This window comes from Bacillus sp. FSL R9-9530 (assembly GCF_038008145.1).
In the GTDB taxonomy this organism is placed as follows: domain Bacteria; phylum Bacillota; class Bacilli; order Bacillales; family Bacillaceae_G; genus Bacillus_A; species Bacillus_A mycoides.
Genome location: NZ_JBBOYO010000001.1, coordinates 3,735,612 through 3,760,023, shown reverse-complemented (window position 1 = coordinate 3,760,023; position 24,412 = coordinate 3,735,612). Strand labels below are relative to the sequence as shown.

Here is a 24,412-nt window from a genome sequence, read left to right as displayed (position 1 = left end):
TGTAGGATGAAGAAGTTTTTATTATTTGTCATTATGACTGTTTTAGCAATAACTTCTGTTGCTTGTGGTAAGAAAGAGACGCAAAAGGCGAGTGCTGGTAAGGGAGAAGGGGATCGATTAGTAACGAATATTAGCAGTGATCCGTATACCCTTGATTCTGCTATTGCGACAGATAGCACGTCAGGTTATGTAATTGGACAGTTGTTTTCAAGTTTATATACGCAAGATAGTGATGGGAAATATCAAAATGAATTGGCAGAGAAAGAAGAAGTAAATGCGGATGGAACTGAATATACAATTTATTTAAAGAAAGATATTAAATGGTCAGATGGCTCTTCTATTACAGCAAATGATTTTGAGTTCGCATGGAAGCGATTATTAAACCCGAAAACAGGTTCTATGAATGCGACAGAAATGTACTTTATTAAAGGAGCAGAGGCATATAATACTGGAAAAGGTGAAGAAGGACAAGTTGGTATTCAAGTCGTTGATCCTCAAACATTAAAGGTAACACTTGAGCACCCAGTTGCTTCTATTAAACAAAAATTAGCAAGTTCATTATTTATTCCATTATCTAAAAAATCAATTGATGATAATAATAAATTAAAAACAGATCCAAAAGAGTTAATTACGAACGGACCATTCACGTTAAAAGAATGGAAGCATAACCAAGCAATTACAGTACAAAAAAATAAAGAATACTATGATAAAAAGGTAACATTAAAAGAAATTGAGTTTCGTATTATTCCAGACTCTAAAACAGCGTATCAATTATTTAAATCAAAAGAATTAGATTTACTAAGTGGTTTACCACAAGAGATGATTGAGAAAGAAAAAGAAAATAAAGAATATAAACGTGTTGCAGGATTTTCATCTTATATTTATTCGTTTAACGTAGAAAAAGAGCCGTTTACAAATGCAAAAGTACGTAAAGCATTTTCATTAGCGGTTGATCGTAAGTTTATCGTTGAAAAACTGTATAAAAATAATGCACAAGAAGCATATGCTTTTGTTCCAGAAGGGGCAAAAACACAAGGTGGTCGTGATTTCCGTAAAGAAAAAGGCGATTACGTAAAATTTGATTCAGCAGAAGCGAAAAAATTATTAGAAGAGGGCATGAAAGAGCAAGGTTGGTCTGCATTACCTGAAGTAACATTAAAATTCACTACAGATACACAACATAAAAAAGTAGCAGAAGCAATGCAAGAAATGTTTAAGAAAAATCTTGGTGTAGATATTAAATTAGAAAATAAAGAGTGGAAGAGTTACATCGACACATATAAGCAAAGTGATTTCCAATTAGCTTATATGGGATGGGGCGGCTCTCTATTGGATCCGATTACTAAACTAGATTTATATGCAGGTGATGGTCCAAACAACTATGCAAAATGGCATAATAAAGAATTTGATGCTTTAGTAAAAGAGGCAAAAGTTGAACAAAACGAAGATAAGCGTTTTGACTTATTGCATAAAGCAGAAGACATTATGTTTGATGAAACACCATTAATCCCAATTATTTTCCCAAGCTCTTCATATTTACAAAAATCATCAGTATCTGGCGTCCAATTCATTATCGGTTCTAGTCCAGAACTAAGATACGTAAAAATTAAAAAATAAAGAAGTAGGCAACCGCCTACTTCTTTATTTTATTTCTCTTTTATATTCTTTTTTCGTTCCATCAGAGAAGACAACTTCTAAATCGAATTTTTGGTAGTCTTTATCAAGTTTGAATACATTGACTACTTGATCAATTACTTCTTGATCTGGTGTGTTTTTATCGAATTTTAATTCTTGTAGAAGAGGGCTTAATTTTGTAATAGCCTCGTCGCCTGTGAACTTTACATCTGTTTTATGGTCTTCAATCTTTGCTTCCATTTTCTTGTCCGCTGCTACATTTTTATAATCAGCTTCGTAGTCTTTCTTCGTATCTTGATAGTCTGCCTTTAAATCAAATTCATTAAAGTTTAGTTTTAAATCTGCAGGAGCCTCATTTTTTGCTTCTTCAGTCGTTTTCTTATTAGAAGTTGTATCTTCTTTTGCAGGAGCTTTACATCCTGTTAATGCAGGTACTAGCATAAGAGCTAATAAAATTGATAGTAAAATTCTCATTATAAATTCCTCCTTATGTAACTTCTTTCTATACAAGTTTTTCCTAATTTTATGTAATTATGTATAAACCTAATAAATTATTTCCTTAAGGGGGACACACATGCGCATTAATTAAATTGAAAGTAATTTGTATGTATATGGGGATTTTTAAAAAATATCTTTGCGCTTTCTAATCATTAACACAAATAAGCATCGCTGTATTTGGAAATGCAGTGATGCTTTCTAAAATATATTAAACAATCGGTGGATTATTTCCCGCAACATATGCAGCGAATGGTTATTACACAATAATATTTAGTGGAGTTAATTTAGTGGAAAATATTATTTCGTTATTACTTATTATACTAGTTACACAATTGGTAGCGGGAATCACTATAGGTATAAAAGGAATAGTAAAGAGGAGAAGTTCTGTAGTTAAAGAAGCATAAAGTAAAAAGGTATCCTTCGTGGGATACCTTTTTTACTAGCGTTTATTATTTTGCAACTTCTGTCCACTTGTAGTTAAACTCACCGCCGAAGTCTGTTGTTACAAGTCCTTTAATAAATCCGCGTTGTAAGTAAGAACGGCCTTGTTGGTATAAAGGAGCGACAGCACCATCTTGTAATAAGGTTTTTTCAGCTTGCTTCATTGCCTCCCAGCGACCTTTTTCATCACCAGCCAAATCAGTTTTCACTTTACGAATAAGCTCGTCGTACTCTTTGTTAGAGTATTTATCGAAGTTATAAGCACTATCTGTTGTGAATAGATCTAAGAATGTAATAGGATCTGCGAAGTCAGGGCCCCAGCCATCGATTCCAATTTCGTAATCACCACTTAATAGTAGTTTTAACTGTTGTTTACGTGGTTGAGGTTTTAAATTCACTGTTAATCCATCTAGATTCTTTTCTAATTCACCTTTTAAATATTCACCAGTTTTCTTAGCTAAAGCATTATCACTTGTTAATAGTTCAATTGTTACTTTGTCAGTACCAAGTTCTTGTTTCGCTTTTTTCCAGTTTTCTTTTGCAGATTTCACATCATCTTTGACTAGATTTCCATTCTCTTTACGGAAGTCATTACCGTCGGGACTTTTTGCGAATTTCGCAGGAACCATTCCTTCTGCTGGGATTGCACCGTTATTTAAAATTGTTTCTACGTACGCTTTTTTATTCATTGCTTCGTTAATAGCGAGGCGTGCATGTTGATTTTTTAATACTGCATTTTTCTGATTTAGTCGTAAGAATTGGATACCGACTTCAGCGCGTTCCTTGAAGTTGGAATCGTTCTTATACTTATCAACAAACTCCGCAGTTAAAGCAACACGATCAATTTGTCCTGAATCATATAAGTTAACTTCTGTAGATTTATCTTTAACGACATTGAAGTTGATTTCTTCTAGTTTTACAGTTTTAGCATCCCAATAGTTAGGGTTCTTCTTCAATTGGAAGCTTTGTTCATGTTTCCAGTTATCTAATGTGAAAGCACCATTGTAAATTAAATGATTTGTTTCTAAACCGTATTTATCGCCTTGAGATTTTAAATACTCTTCATTGATTGGTAAGAATGTTGCAAATGTCGTTAAGCTTAAGAAGTAGGGAACAGGGCGGTCCAGTTGTACTTCTAAAGTTTTATCGTCAAGAGCTTTAACGCCTAATTGATCGATTGCTACTTCTTTTTGGTTTATTTGTTTCGCATTTTTTATATCAAAGAATAAGAATGCATATTCAGCAGCTGTTTCAGGGTTAACGGCACGTTGCCAAGCGAAAATAAAATCTTTTGCTGTAACAGGAGTACCGTTTGACCATTTTGAATCACGAAGATGGAAAGTATACTTTGTTTTATCCGGACTAATGTCAACCGATTCAGCAACACCAGGGATCGGTTTATTATCTTCTCCTATAGCATATAAACCTTCAAAAACATTTCTCATTACATTCATGGATTCCCCATCCGTCGCTTTTGCAACATCCATTGTTGGAATTTCTGAAGCAAATGATAAGTTAATCGCTTGTTTATCAGGTGCTTTATCGTTCGCTTTTGCTCCGCCTGCATTATCTTTATTTCCCCCGCAAGCAGTTAGTAGTAGACTTGCCCCTAAAACAGATGCAACAACAGGTACAACTTTTTTCTTCATTGTTCTTTCCTCCCTAAATGTGTTGTTCGTAACGTCATAATGTCCATGTCTTGAAGTGTAGCTATAGAAGGAGAGAAAACCTATTATAAATATGTGTATATAGGTAATCAGGTATTCTATATGTATATACATGTTGAACTATAATCTATCGTTATATGTTTCAACTTAGTAGACATTACATTTTGATGGTAAAATATTTTGTTTCTTTGATTATTTAGAATATTAACACTGGAAAGAACTATATGTCAATAATAAAAAGTGGAGTGTTAATTTCTTGGAATAATATATTGAAAAAGCAGATTTCCTCATATTAGGGAATCTGCTTTTAATATATTTTGCTAAAAAAACAATGGGTGTGGGTGAGAACACGATGATCTAAGTTGCATTTTATCCCGCATTAACGGGCAGTAAGATCCTCACCTCAAAATTCAGTGAAAGCAAAGAAGTTAGGGGGGATCAACTGCCCGTAAAAGCCCGATTGGTGAGGGCTGATTAAAGTTTCACTTTATTTTTCAATTTTTGCCCATTTGAAGTTTAATTGACCTGCAAAGTCTACTTGTACAATGCCTTTCACATAAGAACGCTCTAAATAAGATTCTCCTTTTTGGTAAAGAGGAGCAATAACAGAGTCCTTAAATAAGATTTTTTCTGATGCTAGTAACGCTTCCCAGCGAGCTTTTTCATCACCAGCCAAAGTAGTTTTAACTTTTTCAATTGTGTCATCAAACTCTTTATTAGAGTAATGATCTAAATTGTAAGGGTTATTCGTCGTAAATAGTTCAAGGAATGTAATTGGATCAGCAAAGTCAGGGCTCCAACCGTCAATTCCAATCTCGTAGTCACCTTTTAATAAGAGTGAAACTTGTTGTTTACGTGGTTGCGGTTTTATATTTACCGTTAAGCCATCTAAATTCTTTTCTAGTTGTCCTTTTAGAAACTCACCAGTTTTCTTCTCAAGGTCACCATCACTTGTTAATAATTCTAATGTTATCTTTTCAGAACCAAGTTCTTTTTTTGCTTTCTTCCATAATTCTTGTGCAGATGTTGTATCAACTTTTGTTAAATCACCGTTTGCAGTACGGAAGTCTTTTCCATCAGGCCCTTTTGCAAAGTTTTTCGGCACGAGACTAAAGGTTGGTGTAGAGCCATCATTTAATAACGTATTTACAAAAGATTTTCGATCAATTGTTTGATCGATTGCTTGGCGTGCAGAAACGTTTTGAAGTACTTTGTTTTGCTGATTCATACGTAAAAACTGTACCCCTACGTTCGGACGTTCTTTAAAGTTAGCATCCTTTTTATATTTATCAACGAAGTCAGATGTTAGTTTTATACGGTCTAATTGTTTGGATTCGAATAAATTTACTTCTGTTGATTTCTCTTTCACAACGTTGAAATTGATTTCTTCGAGTTTGACATTATCTTTATCCCAATAGTTAGGGTTTTTCTTGAATTTAAAGCTTTGTTCATGCTTCCAATCACTTAGTGTAAAAGCTCCGTTGTACAAGATTTTGTTATCTTCTAAAGCGTACTTATCACCTTGTGCTTTAAAGAATTCCTCGTTGATTGGTAGAAATGTTGGGAACGCCGTTAAGCTAATAAAATACGGAACAGGGCGCTCTAATTCTACTTCAAACGTATGGTCATCAACTGCTTTTATACCAAGTTGATCGGATGGGAGTTCTTTGCTATTAATTTTTTTAGCGTTTTTAATATCCAGGAATAAAAAAGCATATTCAGAAGCTGTTGCTGGATCGACAGCTCTTTGCCAAGCGAAGACAAAATCTTTCGCTGTTACAGTTGTGCCGTTCGACCATTTTGAATCTCGTAAATGGAATGTGTATTTCGTTTTATCAGCACTTACTTCATGAGATTTCGCAACGCCAGGAACAGGTTTATTACCTTCACCAAGATTGTATAAACCTTCAAATACGTTTCTCATTACTTGACCAGAATCAGTATCTGTAGCACGAGCCGTATCCATTGTTCGAATCTCAGTAGGTGAAGATAAGTTTAAAACTTGCTTACTAGGTGCCTCATCTTTTGCATTTGCTCCGCTCGCTTCGTTTTTATAACTACCGCAACCAGATAATAAAATACTTACTCCTACAACTGATGCAATACCGGGTACAAACTTCTTTTTCATTTGATTTTCCTCCTAAATAGTTAATAAGATTGGATGATGATGAGGGAAATGAAAAACAAAAAATCCCTCTTTTCGTATTGAGAAAGAGGGATTTTTACGTACAAGTTATGCACCCGTATATAAACGAAGTCCCTCATTCTATCTTTCAAGCACAAAGCTTGCAGGAAGTGGCACAGTATTCAAAATGAACCTGCTGCCGAGGTTTCAAAGGGCCAGTCCCTCCACCTCTCTTGATACAATGAGAATAAATTTTATTAATTTTTGTGTTTCTTTGATAATTCAAAATCTTACACCTTAGATAATGAAGTGTCAATCAAATGGAATATAGTTCAAATTTTCAGTTTTATTAAAAATAAAAAAACCACTGCATATGGCAGTGGTTTCCCTACTAGAAGTTAAAGTTATCTGGATCTGGACCAACGCGATGATTTTCGTTTAAAGCCTGAATTGCTTTCATATCATCCGAGCTTAATTCAAAGTCAAAGATGTTTGCATTTTCAATAATGCGGTGTTCTTTAATAGACTTAGGGATTGTTACAACTTCATTTTGTAGATCCCAACGTAAAATAACTTGTGCAGTCGATTTATTATATTTCGTAGCGATTTCTTGTAATGTTGGGTGATTAAGTAGCTGCCCCTGCATTAATGGTGACCAAGCTTCAAGCTGGATGTTATGTTCTTTACAGAAGGCATGTAATTCTTCTTGTGCTAAACGTGGGTGGTATTCCACTTGGTTAACCATTGGTTTAATTTCTGCAATTTCAAATACGTCTTGCAAATGGTGAATATGGAAATTACTCACACCGATAGCACGAACACGACCATCTTTATAAAGCTGCTCTAAAGCTTTCCATGATTCAGTGTATTTTCCTTTTACAGGCCAATGTACTAAATATAGATCTAAATATTCTAGACCTAATTTTTCTAATGTAGTTTCAAATGCTTGTAGTGTTGACTCGTAACCTTGATCACTATTCCACACTTTTGAAGTGATGAATAACTCTTCACGAGGAATACCAGATTCTTGAATTGCCTGTCCAACGCCTTCTTCGTTTTTATATATCGCAGCAGTATCGATACTACGGTATCCATTTTTTATAGCTGCTTTTACAGAATCAATTACTTCTGTACCATCTTCAACTTTAAAAACACCCAAGCCGAACCAAGGCATTTTCACGCCGTTATGTAATGTTGTATAGTCGTTTAAACTTGTTAAAGTCATATTAATTCCCCCTAGCTTTTTTATTGGTCGCTTCAACTGCTTGTTGAATGACTTCTGAAAAATTATTTTCATATAGAACTTTTAAGCCTTCAGCCGTTGAACCTCCTGGTGTTGTTACTTGTTCGCGGAGCATAGCTGGATCCTGATTTTGCTGGAGCATAGCGGCAGAGCCAGCAATCATTTGAATGACAAGGTGTTTTGCTGTTTCCTCATCAATACCATAGCTTTTCGTTGCTTCAATTAAACCTTCAGCAAAGTGATAGAGAAAAGCGGGTGCACTACCAGTAACTGCGGTAAGTTGGTGAACTTCCTCTTCGGTACAAAACTGTGAGGTACCGATACCTTTTAAAAGAAGTTGTAACGTTTCTTGATGTGTTTCATCTACGGAATGTCCCGTCGTATATAAGGAGATAGACTTTCCAATCCCAGCAGCTGTATTTGGCATAATCCAAGCAACAGGTGTCCCTTGGGGAAGTCTTTCTTCTAGATAAGATGGTCCGATTCCGGCAGCAACTGTCACGACAAATTGATTAGTTAGAAGAGGGGATAAATCCGCTAATAGCTGTTCATGTGCGACAGGCGGCATTGCTAAAACGATTGTATCTACAGATTTAATATGCTGTTTCCAATCTGTTGTAATCGATAGATCATATTGAGTTTGTAATTGCGTTAGTTTTTCTATGTTACTTCGGTTGGAAACAATAATTTCTTCGATGTATTCTTTACTTGTTGTAAGTAGTCCAGCAAATATAGCTTCTGCCATACGACCGGCACCAATAAATAAAATTCGATGTTTATTAGGCATATCCTTTATTCCTTTCTGATGAGAATATGTTATAAAAAACGATAACATTTTTAAGAGAATTTTGTAAAAAGAAACGGCTTATCGTAAGTGGAATAGATGAGTGGGGAGTTTTACAGGAGAAAATTTATAGTAAGTATAAGAGTTATTTCTTATACTGTTGATAGGGAGTTTATTACATATCTGGGGAGAGATAAATATGGTTAGAAGTCCACTTTTTTTACTCATTTCTAGTATTATTTGCATATTAGTTGGGTTCTATATCCGATCAAGTTATATTGAAATTTTCGCATCGGTTATGGGGATTATTAATGTTTGGTTACTTGCAAGGGAAAAGGTATCAAACTTTTTATTTGGGATGATTACAGTTGCGGTATTTCTGTATATTTTCACTACACAAGGCTTATACGCAATGGCAGTATTAGCAGCCTTCCAATTTATATTTAATGTGTACGGTTGGTATTACTGGATTGCGCGTAGTGGGGAGGAGAAGGTAAAACCGACAGTTCGCTTAGATTTGAAAGGATGGATTATTTATATATTTTTTATTTTAGTTGCTTGGATTGGTTGGGGATATTATCAAGTCCGTTATTTAGAATCGACAAGTCCATATTTAGATGCTTTAAACGCTGTATTAGGATTAGTAGCTCAATTTATGCTGAGCCGAAAAATCTTAGAAAATTGGCATTTATGGATTTTGTATAACATAGTTAGCATTGTGATTTATATTTCAACGGGCTTATACGTCATGTTAGTATTAGCTATTATTAATCTATTTTTATGTATCGATGGCTTGCTAGAATGGAAGAAAAACCATAAAGAGCGAGAACGTGTAAAAAATTATATTTAGAAAATAATTGTAATCAAAAACCCCCTGAAGCATATACGTTTCAGGGGGTTTAAATATAGTGTGAATTTATGCTTTTGTCATACCAAGCAATACAGCGCCGCCGATAATTAAAACACTACCTAGGGCAATAAAGATCAATTGACGTTTTGTTTTCTTTTCACCTAAGAAGACAATCGCACCGAATGTTGAGATAACGATTCCAGTTTGAGATAATGGGAAGCTTGTCGCTACTCCGACACGTGGTAATGAAAGAAGTAAGAATAAGTTTCCTGTTCCCCAAAGTAAACCAGATACAGCATTACGAATTGCATATTTGTTAAATGGTTTATGTTTAGACGTCAGTACAACCGCACCAACGAACATACCAACTGCCTGTGGTAAAATAGCAGACCAACCATCGATATTATACCAACGAATAATAATTACATATACAAGATAGCCGAAAGTAGAAACAATTAAAGTAAGAAGTCCCTTTTTCAATTGTCCTGGTGGCTGTGCATTTTCTTTATCATCTAGTGATGTGAATACTACACCAATTACGATTAATAGGATTGCAATCGTTCCCAGAACAATCGTTGTAGTAGTAGTCCACTCACGAAAAGCGATAACTCCAAAGATAGAAGTTGCAACAAGTTGCATACCAGTAGAAATAGTTACAGTAGTTGAAACACCTAGTTTTTCAACTGTTTTTAATTGGTTTACTTGTCCTAAAGCCCAGAATAAACCTGAAATAAAGCCAACAATCAAGACTGTCATTGTTAAAGTTGGTTGAGTAAATACATACATAGTTGTTGCGAAGAATAGAGCACCGATTGTCATACCTACCGTTTGGCTATATGCACCACCGCCCATTTTTACGCTTACTAATAAGATGTTTCCCCATGCGATTGCAGGAAGAAGCGCTAATAAAATGTCCATTACAAGACTCCCTTCGGTTTTCTATACCAATATAATTACATAGCGTTCTAACGATCGGTAATGCCCCACTAATAGAGTAGAAGATTACCGATCGCTAAAACAGGATGAAGAATTTACGATATAAATGCGTTTTCATTTCTTCATTTTTTGAAACACTTTCATATAATAACAGGAAATTACCTATTTTAGAAAGTGAATTCAAATAAAATGTATATTTAAATAAGATAAAAAATTCAGTTATTAATCAAATCATTTTATTTTCCGGGAAATAAAAAGCAACTTTTGTCGAAAGTTGCTTTAAGAAGTAGTAATTCTTCTATTAATGAGTTGAATGCATAGTAAGAATAGAAGGGACATACTAATCGTTATGATTACAAGCGTCCAAGCTAGTTGCATATTACTCGCATCAATAGCCATATAAATCGCCGTTGGAATCGTCTGAGTTTTGCCAGGTATATTTCCTGCAAACATTAAAGTTGCACCAAATTCACCGAGTGCGCGAACAAAGCTTAAAATCATACCGCTAAGTAGTGCGGGGAATGCAAGCGGGAGTGTAACATGTAGAAAAACTTGATATTCACTTGCACCAAGATCGCGCGCGCCATCTTCAATTTGTACATTTGCGATAGAAAATCCTGTTTTTGCTGATTGGTACATGAGCGGAAATGCAACGACTGTAGAAGCAATGATAGCAGCAGTAGATGTAAACATAATGGACTGCTGAAATAATGATTCAATCCACTTTCCAATGGGACTGTTATTTCCAAAAATGATAATTAGAAAAAAGCCGATAACAGTTGGTGGAAGCACCATTGGTAATAAGAAAATAGTTTCTAGTAGTACTTTATATCGCCACGAGGAGCGCGCTAATGCTCGTCCAATAATCGTTCCTAAGATCGTAACGATTATTGTGGCGCACGCAGCTACTCGCAAGGATAGAAAGACAGGTGACAAAATTGCATCAAAGCTCATAGCGATTATGGCAGGATTGTAAATCCATATTTCTTAAAGATAGATTGTGCATCTTTTGATTGTAAATACTCATAGAATGAAGTCGCCTCTTTCTTATGCTTAGATTCCTTTATAACACCTAAAGGATAGTGGATTGGCTCATGAGAATTAGCTGCTACCGCTTCTACAATTTTTACCTTGTCTGAAACGAGAGCGTCTGTTTTATATACAATACCAGCATCAACATTACCTGTTTCTACATATGTTAACACTTGGCGAACATCTTTTGTAAATACGATTTTATTTTGAACGTCATTCCAAAGATTTTCATATGTGAGAGAAGCTTTTGCATATTTTCCTGCAGGTACAGATTCGGGTGTACCAAGTGCGATTTTCTTGATTTTCTCATCCTTTAAATCTTGAAGTTTTGTAAGAGCACTATCTTTTGGAATGACTAGAACTAGTTCATTTCCAAGAAGGTTTTTCCCTTCTTTTTCATTAATAAATCCTTTTTTAACAAGAGTTTGGAATTTATCCTCTGCTGCAGAGAAGAATAAATCAGCAGGTGCACCTTGCTCAATTTGTTGTTGAAGTGCACCAGAAGCACCGAAGTTAAAAGAAAGTTGAATAGTTGGTTCTTTCTCTTTATATTGCTTTTCAATTTCTTTTAATGCATCTTGTAAACTTGCAGCAGCTGATATAGTCAGCTCCACTGATTCTCCCTCTTTAGCAGCTGACTTTTCTTCACTTGAACAAGCTACACTGAATATAAGAAGAAAAGAAAGTATAAGTACCCCAATGGATCGTAAAGTAAATTTGTTCATAAAAAATCTCCCTTCGTTTACTAAAATAATTATAACTAATTATAACTAAATATAACTAGTTATAATTGAATATAATTTGAACGATATAGTTGTTTTTAAAAACTAGGAGAAATATTCTTTTCTTTGTTACAATGAAGGAAGAAAGTGAGGAATCGTCTATGGATCATCATTCCTACACAACGGAAGAAGTAGCAAAGCGATTAAAAGTATCAAAATTAACTGTATACGACCTAATTAAAAAAGGAGAACTTCCTTCTTATAGGGTTGGTAGACAAATGCGCATTGATGCAGCTGATTTAGAACAATATATAAAGCAAATGAAAACAGGGAAGGTACAATTTACTCCTGTAAAGAAGGACGAAATTAGTAGTTCGAATACACGTATCATTAGTGGTCAAGAACTAACGTTAGATATGTTGGCAAAGCATATAGAAAATCGATTGCCAAATTCTAATATATTGAGAGCGTATCAAGGTAGTTTAACGAGTTTAGTGAAGATGTACCAAGGAGAAGGAAGCGTCGTTAGTTTACACTTATTTGATGGTGAAACGGGTACATATAATGTTCCTTACGTAAAACGTATTTTAGTTGGACAACCATATATTATGATGAATTTATTAGCAAGAAATGTTGGGTTTTATGTGCAAAAAGGGAATCCACAAAATATAAAAACATGGGCTGATTTAGCTCAGTCATCTATACGATTTGTAAATCGAGAAAAAGGTTCTGGTATTAGAGTGTTAGTGGATGAGCAATTGCGAATTCAAAAATTAAGTAAAGAAGATATTAACGGGTATGAATGGGAAGAATCGAATCACCTTGGCGTTGCCTCGCAAGTCGCGAATGGAAAAGCTGATATTGGGGTAGGATCAGAAAAGTTTTCCCAAATTGTGAACGTAGACTTTATTCCAATAATGAAAGAACAGTATGATTTAGTACTTCTGAAGAATAAAGAAAATGATGAACTTATTGAGGTTATAAAAGGAATTTTGCAATCTGAAGAGTTTCACAATGAATTAAAAGCAATTGGTGGATATGATATAAGCAAAACAGGCCAAATTATATATGAAACAAACTAAAAAGCTGCTTGTCTATAAGACGAGCAGCCTTTTCTATATATAAAGGGGTTGGGGGAAACAAAGTGTTAAATAAGACTTTGAGCAAGTGCATAAATGAATGCAGTAAGAAGAGTAGCTCCACTTGCAAGTCCGATAAAGTGAAACTTTAATCAGTGAGGGCGGGGTATCCCTCGCTGATTATTAGCCCTCACCAATCGGGCTTTTACGGGCAGTTGATCCCAAACCTAACTTCTTTGATTTCGCTGAATTTTGAAGTGGGAGTCTTACTGCCCGTTAATGCGGGATAAAGTCTGATTTGTTGAAAGTAATGTTGTTCATTATAATCTCTCCTTATTTGTTTAATGTAGTTGCGACTGCTTTTGCATCGACAAGTGCGGATAGCACCATGCCCATTGTATTGAAAAATTTGTTTGATTTCATTTTGTTCATCATGCGTATCCGCTCCTTTTCGAATTGTTGTTGCCCTGCTTTCTGTCTTAATTATATGAAATATAGCAGCCTGCAACTATCGAATTGGCTTACGTAAGACTTACACTTTTGTAAGAAAAAAAGACATTCGTGTAAGAATGTCCTTCAAAGCATATTGATATGATGGTGCTCTTTAATTGTTTTTAAAAAGCTGCGCATCGAATTGGTCATGTAACTATCTTTACGGCGTATGAAAACAGTTGAAATACTGCCGTATTTCTCCGGAATTGGATGGCAGTGGACTTTACCTGCTGTAGAAAGGTGCTGCACCGCAGACTGGGGGACGAGTGTAATCCCAAGACCGAGCGCTACGCTATTTAATATAGTTTCTAATATGTTAAATTCCATAATTCTTTTTGGTAGCAAACCTTCATCTTTAAGCCATCGTTCAAGTTTGGAACGGTATCCACATCCTTGATTAAAAACGAGTAGGGGCGTCGTAGTGAATTCTTCTATATGAAAAGCTTTATTTTGTGTAACAAGCATTAATTTCTCAGTACTAACATCGTATTGTTCAATTAGTGGATGTTTAATAGGACCTGATATAAAGGCGCCATCTAATTGATGATCAAGTACTTCTCTAATAAGTTCTTCCGTTAGACCGGCTTGTAATGATAAATCGACATTTGGATAGCTTTTATAGTAAGAAGACAAGATGGTAGGTAATGTACTGACTGTTTCGACTGTACCGATTTTTAATATACCAGATGGTGTTTCACTATCTAAAAACACTTGTTTTAGCTCTTCAACATCTTGCAAAATTTTATGAACGTAAACGAGCATTTTTCTTCCTTCAGCTGTTAAAGTCATGCCTCGCTTATGACGGTAAAAGAGAGGTGTTTTCAGCTCGTTTTCTAATTGTTTAATACGTGCGGTTACATTTGATTGTACGTAATTTAATTCCTTTGCTGCGCCGCTTACACTACCGCGGTCGGCAACGCTCTGGAAGATTTGTAAGTCTCGTAATTCCATTTTATGCTCCTCCTTGATGTTAACTATCATTATAAATGATAGTTAACATCATTTTGAATCATTTTACGTGATATATTTTTTCTTTTACAATTCTCTTTGTGCAAATAGAAAGAAGTGGGGGATTGTGGTGAGAAAAGGTCAAATGATAATAGGTGCTTTGGCATGTTTAATTGCAAGTATGTCATGGGGAGCGATGTTTCCGGTTGCTGATCATGCTCTAGAATACATAGATCCATTTTATTTTTCGTTTATTCGTTATGGTGCGGTAGCAATTGTATTGATTGTATTATTGCTAATGAAAGAAGGAAAGAAGGCATTTCGCTTAGAAGGAAGAGGGAAGTTACTCGTCTTTTTTGGAACAATGGCTTTTACCGTATATAATGTATTAATTTTTCTAGGACAAATGTTAATGGGAAAATCAGGTGTAATGGTAGCTTCTATTATGGAGGCGCTTATGCCAATGATTTCAATTTGTATTTTATGGGGATATAAAAATATAAAGCCGAAGAAATATATGATAACGAGCATGATTATCGCGTTTGTAGGGGCTATATTTGTTATTACGAAAGGTGATATGAGTTTCTTTTTAACATTGAAAGATAACATGTTTTCGCTAGCATTTATATTTGTTGGTGTTGTAGGATGGGTTATTTATACGATGGGTGGTCAAACGTGTAGCGATTGGTCAACATTACGCTATTCTACTTTGACATGTGTATTGGGTACAACTGTCACAGGGATTATAACTGTGGTCATTACAGTGCTTGGATATGTATCTGTTCCAAGTATGGAAACGATTTCTATTGTGAAGTATGATTTGTTATTTATGATGACATTACCAGGTATTGTAGCGCTACTTGCTTGGAACTACGGTGTGAAAATCTTATCATCCATTAATGGTATTTTATTTATTAACTTTGTGCCAATTACTACTTTAGTTATTATGATGATGCAAGGATATAAAATAACGACATTTGATGTATTAGGAACATTATTTGTTATTGCAGCGCTTATTCGTAATAATGTTTGTCAGAGAAAAGAAGAAAATATAAATAAACAAATTTTGCAAGAAAAGCAATTGCGTCAAGCTGTTTAATAGGCAACTGGAGGATTTTATATGTTAGAAAGTTTATTGTTTTTCTTTGCTGCTGGAGTTGCCTGCGAGCTTGCAGCAATTAATCGAAACGGTCGTAAAAATATAAAACAACAAGCTGAACTGATACAGCTTTTAAAAGACTTGAAGGAAAGAAAAAATTAAAAAGACGACCGGGCATAGACGGTCGTCTTTTCTATTATTATTTATATAAAGGGGAAAGGGGACACAAAGTTATATAAGCGTAGCAGCGTAAATGAAAGCAGTAAGAAGAATCGAGCCGCTAGCTAGTCCTAAAAAATCTAATTTATTAAAAGTCATGTTATTCATTATAAATTCTCCTTACGTGTTTAATATAGAAGCAACAGCTTTTGCATCGATAAGAGCGGAGAATACCATGCACATTGTATTTAAGAAATTGTTCGTTTTCATTTTGTTCATCATATAGATCCGCTCCTTTTCAAATGGTTGTTGTTACTTTCTGACTTAATTGTATAAGATAGTGGAGGGAGTCACTATCGAATTAGCTTACAAGAAAATTACACTTTTGTAAGAATTGAAATTTAACAATAAATACTTATTTTTATTACCAACTCCTAAAACTTAGTGTTATAATCGTTGTAAGAAAATAATTATACTTCGGATATTCAGAAAGGAACGAAACAAATGTATAAACCAATTACATTTTCGTTGAAATATATATTTAAAATGGCTGGGAAGGTAGAAGTACAAGGGAGAGAGAAATTACCGGAAGATGGCCCTTACGTTGTTGCGTGTACACATACAAGTTTTATGGATGTTTTAATGTTAGCGGCAGGAATGTACCCAACCCAAATTCATTACATGGCAAAAAAAGAACTGTTTGAAGGGAAATTTAAAAATTGGTTTTTTAAAAATGTAAATGCATTCCCTGTAGACCGTGCGAATCCAGGGCCAAGCACATTAAAAATTCCATCACGTTTATTAAAAGAAGGAAAAGTAGTAGGGATTTTCCCGAGTGGGACGAGGTCATCAGAAGACGTTTCACTAAAGGCTGGGGCTGTTACGATTGCAATGCGTTCTAACGTTCCGTTAATACCGGCAGCCTATGTTGGTCCATCAAGTATAAAAGAATTGATAAAAGGAAAAAAAGCGCGATTAGTTTTTGGAGACCCAATTCAAATCGATGCTGAAGAACAAATAGACCGAAAAACGGCTATGAAAATGATGACAGATGAATTAAATGCAAAGTTTGAAGAACTAAAGGAAGTTTTGCAGCCAAATCAAAAATAAGAAAAGACGATCGTGCATAGACGGTCGTCTTTTCTATTATTAGTTGAACCAATCGGGCTTTTACAGGCAGTTGATCTCCCGCCTAACTTCCTCGCATTCGCCGAATTCTGAGGTGGGAGTCTTACTGCCCGTTAAAGCGGGATAAAGGGGAAAGGGGACACGAAGTTATAGTGTAGCAGCGTAAATGAAAGCAGTAAGAAGAACGGTGCCGCTAGCTAGTCCTAAAAAATCTAATTTATTAAAAGTGATGTTGTTCATAATGCATTCTCCTTACTTGTTTAATGTAGAAGCAACAGCTTTTGCATCGATAAGAGCGGAAAATACCAAGCTCATTGTATTTAAGAAATTGTTCGTTTTCATTTTGTTCATCATATAGATCCGCTCCTTTTCAAATGGTTGTTGCCCTGTTTCTGACTTAATTATATGGAATGTTGCGGAGAGTCACTATCGAATTAGCTTACAGGAAAATTACACTTTTGTAAGAAAAACGAATGAAAGTGTCATGATGAGAAGATTTGACATATGTTCATGTGATTCATTAAGTTAAAAGTAGAGGTGAGTGTATGGCTAATATTAAAGATATTGCAAAGATGGCTGGGGTTTCAGTTACGACTGTTTCGAGGGTATTAAATGATCATCCATATGTAAGTAAAGAAAAAAGGAAAGTTGTTTTAGAAATAGTTGAGAAATTGAATTACTCGCAAAATGCAAATGCTGTTCATTTATCAAAAGGGAAGACGAATATTGTTGGCGTGATTTTACCTTATATTAATCATCCGTCTTTTGATGCGATGGTGGGTGGAATGATGGAAGTTGCGTTAGCTCATAATTACAGGGTGCTTCTTTGTCAAACGAACTACAATAAAAAAGAAGAAATGAAAAGTTTACATATGTTGAAAACAAAGCAACTAGACGGTCTTATCATTTGTTCTCGTGCCAATGAGTGGGAAACTATAGAGCCTTATGCAGCGTATGGGGCGGTTATTGCTTGTGAGGATAATGATATTGAAAGCATATCGAGTGTATATACAGATCATTTTAATGCCTTTCAATTAGGGATGAGTTACCTTATTGAAAAAGGTTATAAGAAGATTGGATATTGTACGGGAAGAAAGTTAGGGCCAAGTAGTAAGAAACGTTTTGATGCTTATAAACAACAGCTACAATTAATAGATGAAGAAGTGATGGAAGATCGGATTTTCACAGAATGTTTTACGTTAGAAGATGGTGTAAGAGTTGCACATCAATTCAAGGAGATGGAGAATCCTCCTGAAGCATTAATAGTGGCAGGAGATGAAGTTGCTATTGGGATCATGACAGAAGTTAAAAAATTAGGTATTGAAGTTCCTGAGGATTTAGCGATTATTGGTTTTGATAATCAACCGATTTCTCAAGTTTTACAACTGACAACCATTGACCAAAATTTAAAGGGAATAGGTAAGACGGCTTTTGAAATGTTTTATAGGCAAGTAAGTGATGAGAGTTCTAAACAAGAAAAGATGGAAATTCCATATAAACTTGTAGAACGCTCGACGGTTTAGTATTTATCCGTTATGTGTATAATCACATAACGGATTATTTTTTGAAATGTCTTTGACAGGAAACGCGTTTCATACTTTATAAAAGAGTTACACCGGTCTGTAATAATCCATGGATTCTTTTCAAGTGTTAAAACAATGAATAGAATTTGGAGGGATATGCATGAATGAGCTTTTATTAAGTATGAAAAAATATGTAGAGGATGACGAAAAGATTTTAGCGTTTGTCGTAGGGATATTTGAAAAGGATGACTTTACTTTATGTTATCAACATGGGGTTTTTGTTGCCACTACTAGACGTCTTCTATTTTACGGGAAATTTCCGTGCTATCCTGCGATATTTGAAGAGTATTCGTATTTGCATATAGATGACATAGATTTCCGTCCATATTTCGAATGTACTTGTAATCGTGAAACCATTAGAGCTAAGTATATTCAGAGTGGGAATGTGGAGCGCTTTGTCCGTACAGTTAGAGCGAATATGAATAATTAATCACCCCTTTGTTTAAACATAATATCTTGGTCTTTGTGAGGGGAAATGCGGAATAAAAACAACTTCTAAACCTCTAGGAGATAGTGATACAATGTCAAATGGGGGGAGGTATGAACTATGGTTAATCAACGTATAAAGGAAATAACACTAATTACAATTGGTTCATTATTATTCGCAATTGGTATTAATTACTTTGCAATTCCAAACCGTTTATCAGAGGGTGGAATTATTGGTTTAACAGTTGTTACGTACTATTTATTTGATTGGTCACCGGGAATTGTGAATTTTGGTTTGAATGCAATTTTATTAGCTGTAGGTTATAAATTTTTTGATAAGAAAACGATGGTTTACACAATTATAGGTATTGTGGAAACATCTTTGTTTTTATATGTTACAGAACATATCGAATATCAAGTAAATAGTGATACGTTACTAGCAGCTTTATTTGCTGGTGTATTTGTAGGTATCGGATTAGGCTGTATGTTCAAAGCTGGAGGTACATCAGGAGGATCGGCAATTTTAGCTCGACTAGCAAATCAATATTTAGGTTGGAGCGTTGGTAAAGGCGTACTTATTATTGATATCGTTGTAATTGCTGGCTCTGTATTTATAATAGGACAAGAAAAGGCAATGTATACACTTGTAGCTGTATTTGTCGGAGCGAAAGTAATTGATTTCATCGTGGAAGGTATGGATACAAAAACAGCTGTTACGATTATTTCGAATCAACCAGACTTAATTCGAGAGACTATTACGAAAAACATGACGCGCGGTGTCACTGTATTAGAAGGACGCGGCGGATATACTGGTAAAAATAAAGAAGTTTTATATATCGTTATTAATAAACAAGAGCTTGTTAAGTTAAAGCAAGTTATTAGTAGAGTTGATGAAGATGCCTTCGTTGTCATTCACGATGTGCGTGATGTACTTGGTGGTGGCTTTAAAGCAAGCTAAAAGGTGAACGAGAAAATTCGTTCATCTTTTTTTATCCCGCATTAACGGGCAGTAGAATTCCCACCTCGAAATTCAGCTGGAGCAAAGAAGTTAGGTGGGAGATCAACTGCCCGTAAACGCCCGATTGGTGAGGGCTGATTAAAGTTTCACTTTATTCTTACAAAAATGTAAGGGTAATGTAATGGGATTGAATGGTAGATTAAATTCCTGCTCTTTAGAATGGATGTATAAGTATCCTGCAGAGGAGGGAGATCAGTATTATGAAGAAAAAAATAATTACTACTGTAATAGCTATGGTAGTGATAGTAGTAGTATTACTACCTACGAAACTTGGACCAGTTATTGATAAATATAATCCGCTTTATACGACGAAAGAATACTATACAATTGTGGATGCGATTGGTCAGCATGTCGGTGATGAATGGTATGAATATGAATTTATTGCATTTGATGAACGTGGAAGAGAACAAAAAATAAAGAAGACTGTTAAGCATATGTTAAAGAGAGATGAAGCATTAAAGGTGTACGCAAAAGGACGCTACGGCGAGGCAATTGAAGAAATTGAAGCTGTAAATATTCCTATTAATGCGAAGAGTAAACTTTTAACGATGAGATAGCGAATTATACCCCCGCCTATTTTTTGTCGAAAATAAAAATACTAGGTAGGGGTATTTTAGGTTCGTGAAAAAGCCTTAGTCCATATGGACTAAGGCTTTTCTTATTATATAAAGGGGAAGGGGGTACATTGTAGTAGCATGAGTGAAAGGTATAAGAAGAGTCGGCTACTAGCAATGTAATTTGGTTATGTGAGTGTTCTTCTTATTTGGCTTACTTTCTAACTTTATTGTACGAAATATAGGTAAGGGAAACTATCGAATTACATTACACATAGCTTACAAACATGTAAGCCTTCTGTAATGTAATTCGATGGTTAAAATATAGTAAATTTCATATAGTGTAACTAGAAAGTCTCACTGTATCACTTTCTGTTTGTAATGTTAATGAAGAATGAAAAACCAACTAATTTTTAATAGCCCTCATCTCTATTTAGATGAGGCTCTTTTTCAAACCTTACAACATTGTAAGGTTTACGTAAGTTAATTCGATAGTAAATTTGTCATATTTTTTGCATAATAGATACAAATAGATAAAAAATAATTAGGGATATATTAAGAAGGGAGAAAACTGGGATGCGTAAAGAAGAAGTAGTGAAGTTTCCAATTAAAGATTTCTGTAGCTACTTTACTGTTGCCGTAGTATGTATTGGATTATTTGATATAATAACAAATTTAATTGTTAACTAATATAGATGATAAAACAAGAAGGAAGACCCTTTCTTGTTTTTTTTATGGGGGCATAAAGATGAAATTGATTGATAGTCATATACATGTTGATCAATATGAGAATGAAGAGAAAAGTAGATTATTTATAGATGTGGAAAACAGTAAAGAGATACAAGGGCTTATTGCAGTATCTATGAATTATCAATCATGTCTAGAAACTTTATCTTTAGCAAAGCGATATCCTTTTGTACATCCAGCAATAGGTTTTCATCCGGAGCAGCCGATTCATAAAGAGGAATGTGAGCAAATTTATAAATTAATTGAAGATCATGTAGAGGAAATCGTTGCGATTGGTGAAGTGGGCTTGCCATATTATTTAAGGAAAGAAGATGAAAATATTGCTATTGATCCATACATAGCGGTGTTAAAAAAGTTTGTGGAACTAGCTAGTAAATACGATTTACCAATTATATTGCATGCGGTTTATGAAGATACTGACACTGTATGTGATTTACTTGAAGAATATAAAGTTTCGCGTGCACACTTTCATTGGTTTAAAGGAAGTGAAGAGACAATGAAACGGATGATGAGGAACGGTTATTATATTTCTATCACACCGGATGTTTTACATAAGGAGAAAATTAGAAAAATAGTTTCGTATTATCCGCTTGAATATATGATGGTAGAAACAGATGGGCCGTGGGAATTTCAGAAGGATACGATGACACATCCTTATATGATAAAAGATGTATTACAAGAAATTAGTATAATAAAAAAAATATCAGTAGAGAAAGTTACTGAGCAAATATATGCGAATACGGTGCGATTTTATAAAGTTAGTGAGTCATAAAAAAACACCAAGCATCTCGCTTGGTGTTTTTTTATGACTCTAATTTTTTCGCACGTCTTAATAATAAAAGAAAGACAATTATAATGAACCCAATTATAAGGAAGAACCCATATTGTTTTATATAATCAATTATGTCATTCGCACTTGTTGGTTTTTCAACGTGAATGCCTTCTTTATTAGTAGTAATATGAATATCTTTCATTTTTACTTCATTCATGTCTTTTTGTAAATCAATCCACTCTATGTTTGGAATACTTTCTAGTTCTTTTAATATTTCTTTTAATGGTTCAACGCCCAAGTAAGGATGATAAAATGCACCGATAATTCCATCAGATAGTTTAGTGATAGATAAAGCACGTTCTTTCATTTTTGCTATAGCTTGTGGCTTACCTTCTTCAATAAAGCCAACAGTTTCAGGAATTAATTTCATCCCATGTAAAAATGACGGTGTACTTATATAAGCCGGTGAGTGCATTGATTTCCAAGTTGTATCGTTTAGTTGTATTTGTCCTACATAAGTTGAAAAATATTGTGATAGTATTTCATATCCTTTTTGAGACATTGTATAGTGCGGAGCTTCAAAGGCAACTGGATATAATTTAGCTTCTACAAGCTCTGTAATCCCTTTTTCAATATGATCTTTAATATATTTTTCTTCGAAGGCTTTCCCGTTTTTTACGTATTTATTATAGTCTTCTGTAGACTGAAAATCTTTTTTTGTTTTTGATTTTTCATGGTTTGGTTGGCGAATTGGTTGATCTGTTTTTACATCCCAAAATTCAAAACCTTCGCCAGTTTCACTATCATAAAACTGATGTGTGTAACCATGCATAACGATAGAGCCACCATTATCTTGCATAAAGTGTAAAACATCGATTAATTCAGAGTTATCCTTTAAATGTACTGTTTTTCCTGTGTCTGGATCTTTGTAAACAGGGATAACGGTAATCATATAAGGGAGCTTTTTCTCTTTTAGTAATTCAGCGATTTCTTTTAATTGCTTTACATCTACAGCTGGATGAACGTCTTCAAGACGTAAATAAGCTGAAGTTTTATTTGTTTCAGGTTTTTGTCCGAAATAAGAAAATAACATTTCACCGACGTAATGAGACATCCAATCGAAAAGGTTTGGAGTTGCAACATAATAGGATGTTCCTTGCTGAATGATTAACGGATGAGTTCCATCAGCACTCAAGGCGTAAGCAAGAGTTGTTCCTTTTGTTTCAATTTTCTTCATTAAGCGTTCTTCATGTAATTCATTTTTTAACTGGTTAGTCGGATATTCTATAGTGTGAATTCGTATATCGGTTTCTTTCGAGGTAATGAAAGAAAAACGATTAGATAATTGTTCAACATTTTGTCCTAAAACTAATATGGGACCTGAGAAGTTTTCTAGAAATTGTTTTGCTGCAATAGAAAAATCTTCTTTTTTCTCTCCGATATAAACAATATGTGTATAAGAAGATGATTCAGTACTTTCCTTTATTTCCTTTAAGCTTTTTACTGTTATATCTTTTGTAAAGTGCCCTAACTGAGTATTAAGGATTTGTACATTGTTTGTAATTTTGTTGTCTTCTGTACTATACAAAACGAGTACTTTTGATTTTGGTGATGTTTGTGCAGAGGTATGTATAGGAATGAGTAGTAAAATGCTGAAAAAGATTAGTAGAGTTCTTTTCATTTATTTATGCTCCTATTCTATATATGGAATTCAATTTACAATTATATACAAGAAAAAAGTTATAGTCCATGTAAGTTACATTTTTGCACGTATTTACCATATGTTTTTTCGCAAAATCGGTCTAAAGCATGATGATAATATGTATAGTAATTTGCTATGATTGAAAGGTAAGAGAATGATAGAGTGTTGGTAATTGTAAAAGAAAGGCTGAAAGGGGACAAATTTCAGCGGAGAAAGAGGTAGAGGTAGTGAAGAAATTCTTTGTAGGATTTTTAGTTGTTCTTGGAGTGTATTTATATTTCCAAGGAAAGTCTGAAGGAATGGGTAAGCTAATGAATGAGACAAGCTATGTTGATTCAGAAGAAGCAAAACAGATGAAACAAATCATTATAGAGGAAGCAAAGAAAGTAAACCTTCCGGAATGGATACCTCTTACAATTGCCGAACACGAAAGTAGGTTAAATCCAAGAAGTGTTGGAGATAACGGAACTTCATTCGGATTGTTTCAATTACACCGCGGTGGTGGGCTTGCGCCAGATCATTTAACTGATGAAGAGCTGAAAGATCCACGTACAAATGCGCAAATTGCAATGCCGCATTTAATGAAAGGTTATAAGCGCGGGGTGCAAAAAGGTTTGACTGATTTTGCATTACTGAAATATATAGCGAATACATCTGGATGGCCAGGGAATTTAGGACCAGAGTGGACGGATAACAATATGAAGTATAACATCGGATTAGAGGATGTATACTATCGAAATAAAGGTGTAATCAAAGAGTAGGTTTTCTATAC

Annotated in this window: 24 protein-coding genes, 2 pseudogenes and 1 riboswitch; of the genes and pseudogenes, 13 read left to right on the top strand and 13 right to left on the bottom strand. The window is 34.6% G+C overall.

The window, feature by feature from the left end; genetic code table 11:
* Positions 1-6: 6 nt before the first annotated feature.
* Entirely contained in the window at positions 7-1,617 is a 1,611-nt protein-coding gene (locus MKX66_RS18795) for a peptide ABC transporter substrate-binding protein (protein WP_341086909.1), read from the top strand.
* Positions 1,618-1,641: 24 nt separating this feature from the next.
* On the opposite strand, the gene MKX66_RS18790 is transcribed toward MKX66_RS18795, so the two are convergent.
* A complete protein-coding gene (locus MKX66_RS18790) occupies positions 1,642-2,109 on the bottom strand; it encodes a YusW family protein (RefSeq protein ID WP_001221531.1) in 468 nt (155 codons plus the stop codon).
* Between the two features lie 215 nt (positions 2,110-2,324).
* On the opposite strand from MKX66_RS18790, the pseudogene MKX66_RS18785 reads away from it, so the two are divergent.
* A pseudogene (locus MKX66_RS18785) lies at positions 2,325-2,537 on the top strand (hypothetical protein).
* Between the two features lie 45 nt (positions 2,538-2,582).
* On the opposite strand, the gene MKX66_RS18780 reads toward MKX66_RS18785, so the two are convergent.
* The 4 genes from MKX66_RS18780 to proC form a co-directional block, all read right to left on the bottom strand.
* Entirely contained in the window at positions 2,583-4,223 is a 1,641-nt protein-coding gene (locus MKX66_RS18780) for a peptide ABC transporter substrate-binding protein (protein WP_341086907.1), read from the bottom strand.
* A gap of 505 nt (positions 4,224-4,728) precedes the next feature.
* Positions 4,729-6,369, bottom strand: a complete 1,641-nt coding sequence (locus tag MKX66_RS18775; protein ID WP_341086905.1) for a peptide ABC transporter substrate-binding protein — start codon at positions 6,367-6,369, stop codon at positions 4,729-4,731.
* 135 nt (positions 6,370-6,504) lie between these two features.
* Positions 6,505-6,609, bottom strand: a riboswitch (SAM riboswitch).
* A gap of 148 nt (positions 6,610-6,757) precedes the next feature.
* On the bottom strand, positions 6,758-7,591 hold the full coding sequence (locus MKX66_RS18770) for an aldo/keto reductase (RefSeq protein WP_002063472.1): 834 nt from the start codon (positions 7,589-7,591) through the stop codon (positions 6,758-6,760).
* A 1-nt stretch (position 7,592) separates the two neighbouring features.
* A complete protein-coding gene (proC, locus tag MKX66_RS18765) occupies positions 7,593-8,396 on the bottom strand; it encodes a pyrroline-5-carboxylate reductase (protein ID WP_002091431.1) in 804 nt (267 codons plus the stop codon).
* 196 nt (positions 8,397-8,592) lie between these two features.
* On the opposite strand from proC, the gene pnuC reads away from it, so the two are divergent.
* Positions 8,593-9,243 carry a nicotinamide riboside transporter PnuC gene (gene pnuC, locus MKX66_RS18760; protein ID WP_088038181.1) on the top strand — a complete coding sequence of 217 codons (651 nt, stop codon included), beginning with the start codon at positions 8,593-8,595 and terminating at the stop codon, positions 9,241-9,243.
* A gap of 66 nt (positions 9,244-9,309) precedes the next feature.
* Here pnuC and MKX66_RS18755 read toward each other — a convergent pair whose 3' ends face one another.
* The 3 genes from MKX66_RS18755 to modA all read right to left on the bottom strand — a co-directional run bounded on the left by MKX66_RS18755 (position 9,310) and on the right by modA (position 11,936).
* Positions 9,310-10,161, bottom strand: coding sequence for a GRP family sugar transporter (locus MKX66_RS18755; protein ID WP_002140141.1), 852 nt, complete (start codon positions 10,159-10,161; stop codon positions 9,310-9,312).
* Between the two features lie 297 nt (positions 10,162-10,458).
* Positions 10,459-11,133: a molybdate ABC transporter permease subunit gene (gene modB / locus MKX66_RS18750; protein WP_002029397.1), complete on the bottom strand. Its 675-nt coding sequence runs from the start codon at positions 11,131-11,133 to the stop codon at positions 10,459-10,461.
* Between the two features lie 5 nt (positions 11,134-11,138).
* Entirely contained in the window at positions 11,139-11,936 is a 798-nt protein-coding gene (modA, locus tag MKX66_RS18745; RefSeq protein ID WP_002140142.1) for a molybdate ABC transporter substrate-binding protein, read from the bottom strand.
* A 131-nt stretch (positions 11,937-12,067) separates the two neighbouring features.
* On the opposite strand from modA, the gene MKX66_RS18740 reads away from it, so the two are divergent.
* Positions 12,068-13,015: a substrate-binding domain-containing protein gene (locus tag MKX66_RS18740; RefSeq protein ID WP_061674536.1), complete on the top strand. Its 948-nt coding sequence runs from the start codon at positions 12,068-12,070 to the stop codon at positions 13,013-13,015.
* 65 nt (positions 13,016-13,080) lie between these two features.
* Here the strand turns inward: MKX66_RS18740 and MKX66_RS18735 are convergent.
* Both MKX66_RS18735 and MKX66_RS18730 read right to left on the bottom strand, forming a co-directional pair.
* Positions 13,081-13,161: pseudogene (locus tag MKX66_RS18735) on the bottom strand (DUF3948 family protein); the annotation flags it as partial.
* Between the two features lie 427 nt (positions 13,162-13,588).
* Positions 13,589-14,455: a LysR family transcriptional regulator gene (locus tag MKX66_RS18730; protein ID WP_002063480.1), complete on the bottom strand. Its 867-nt coding sequence runs from the start codon at positions 14,453-14,455 to the stop codon at positions 13,589-13,591.
* A gap of 127 nt (positions 14,456-14,582) precedes the next feature.
* Between MKX66_RS18730 and MKX66_RS18725 the strand changes: the two genes are divergently transcribed.
* Together MKX66_RS18725 and MKX66_RS18720 are read left to right on the top strand one after the other, a co-directional pair.
* The gene (locus tag MKX66_RS18725) at positions 14,583-15,551 is read left to right on the top strand and encodes a DMT family transporter (protein WP_098635040.1); all 969 of its coding nucleotides are present in this window, start codon (positions 14,583-14,585) and stop codon (positions 15,549-15,551) included.
* A gap of 21 nt (positions 15,552-15,572) precedes the next feature.
* Complete coding sequence (locus MKX66_RS18720) at positions 15,573-15,713, top strand: YrzO family protein (RefSeq protein WP_002063481.1); 141 nt, start codon at positions 15,573-15,575, stop codon at positions 15,711-15,713.
* A 69-nt stretch (positions 15,714-15,782) separates the two neighbouring features.
* On the opposite strand, the gene MKX66_RS18715 is transcribed toward MKX66_RS18720, so the two are convergent.
* The gene (locus MKX66_RS18715) at positions 15,783-15,878 is read right to left on the bottom strand and encodes a DUF3948 family protein (RefSeq protein ID WP_002124767.1); all 96 of its coding nucleotides are present in this window, start codon (positions 15,876-15,878) and stop codon (positions 15,783-15,785) included.
* Positions 15,879-16,214: 336 nt separating this feature from the next.
* On the opposite strand from MKX66_RS18715, the gene MKX66_RS18710 reads away from it, so the two are divergent.
* Positions 16,215-16,820, top strand: coding sequence for a lysophospholipid acyltransferase family protein (locus MKX66_RS18710; protein WP_002091412.1), 606 nt, complete (start codon positions 16,215-16,217; stop codon positions 16,818-16,820).
* Positions 16,821-16,985: 165 nt separating this feature from the next.
* Here the strand turns inward: MKX66_RS18710 and MKX66_RS18705 are convergent, their stop codons facing one another.
* Positions 16,986-17,078, bottom strand: coding sequence for a DUF3948 family protein (locus MKX66_RS18705; protein ID WP_012260201.1), 93 nt, complete (start codon positions 17,076-17,078; stop codon positions 16,986-16,988).
* Between the two features lie 305 nt (positions 17,079-17,383).
* On the opposite strand from MKX66_RS18705, the gene MKX66_RS18700 reads away from it, so the two are divergent.
* The 5 genes from MKX66_RS18700 (at position 17,384) to MKX66_RS18680 (ending at position 21,938) form a co-directional block, all read left to right on the top strand.
* On the top strand, positions 17,384-18,361 hold the full coding sequence (locus MKX66_RS18700; RefSeq protein WP_341086901.1) for a LacI family DNA-binding transcriptional regulator: 978 nt from the start codon (positions 17,384-17,386) through the stop codon (positions 18,359-18,361).
* A 160-nt stretch (positions 18,362-18,521) separates the two neighbouring features.
* Positions 18,522-18,851: a PH domain-containing protein gene (locus MKX66_RS18695; protein WP_341086899.1), complete on the top strand. Its 330-nt coding sequence runs from the start codon at positions 18,522-18,524 to the stop codon at positions 18,849-18,851.
* A gap of 117 nt (positions 18,852-18,968) precedes the next feature.
* Positions 18,969-19,805, top strand: coding sequence for a YitT family protein (locus MKX66_RS18690; RefSeq protein WP_002009911.1), 837 nt, complete (start codon positions 18,969-18,971; stop codon positions 19,803-19,805).
* Positions 19,806-20,065: 260 nt separating this feature from the next.
* A complete protein-coding gene (locus tag MKX66_RS18685; protein WP_002029403.1) occupies positions 20,066-20,422 on the top strand; it encodes a YxeA family protein in 357 nt (118 codons plus the stop codon).
* Between the two features lie 745 nt (positions 20,423-21,167).
* Positions 21,168-21,938, top strand: a complete 771-nt coding sequence (locus tag MKX66_RS18680) for a TatD family hydrolase (protein WP_002140148.1) — start codon at positions 21,168-21,170, stop codon at positions 21,936-21,938.
* 31 nt (positions 21,939-21,969) lie between these two features.
* On the opposite strand, the gene MKX66_RS18675 is transcribed toward MKX66_RS18680, so the two are convergent.
* The gene (locus MKX66_RS18675; protein WP_341086898.1) at positions 21,970-23,619 is read right to left on the bottom strand and encodes a polysaccharide deacetylase family protein; all 1,650 of its coding nucleotides are present in this window, start codon (positions 23,617-23,619) and stop codon (positions 21,970-21,972) included.
* Positions 23,620-23,867: 248 nt separating this feature from the next.
* Between MKX66_RS18675 and MKX66_RS18670 the strand changes: the two genes are divergently transcribed.
* The gene (locus MKX66_RS18670) at positions 23,868-24,401 is read left to right on the top strand and encodes a transglycosylase SLT domain-containing protein (RefSeq protein ID WP_000713256.1); all 534 of its coding nucleotides are present in this window, start codon (positions 23,868-23,870) and stop codon (positions 24,399-24,401) included.
* Positions 24,402-24,412: the final 11 nt, after the last annotated feature.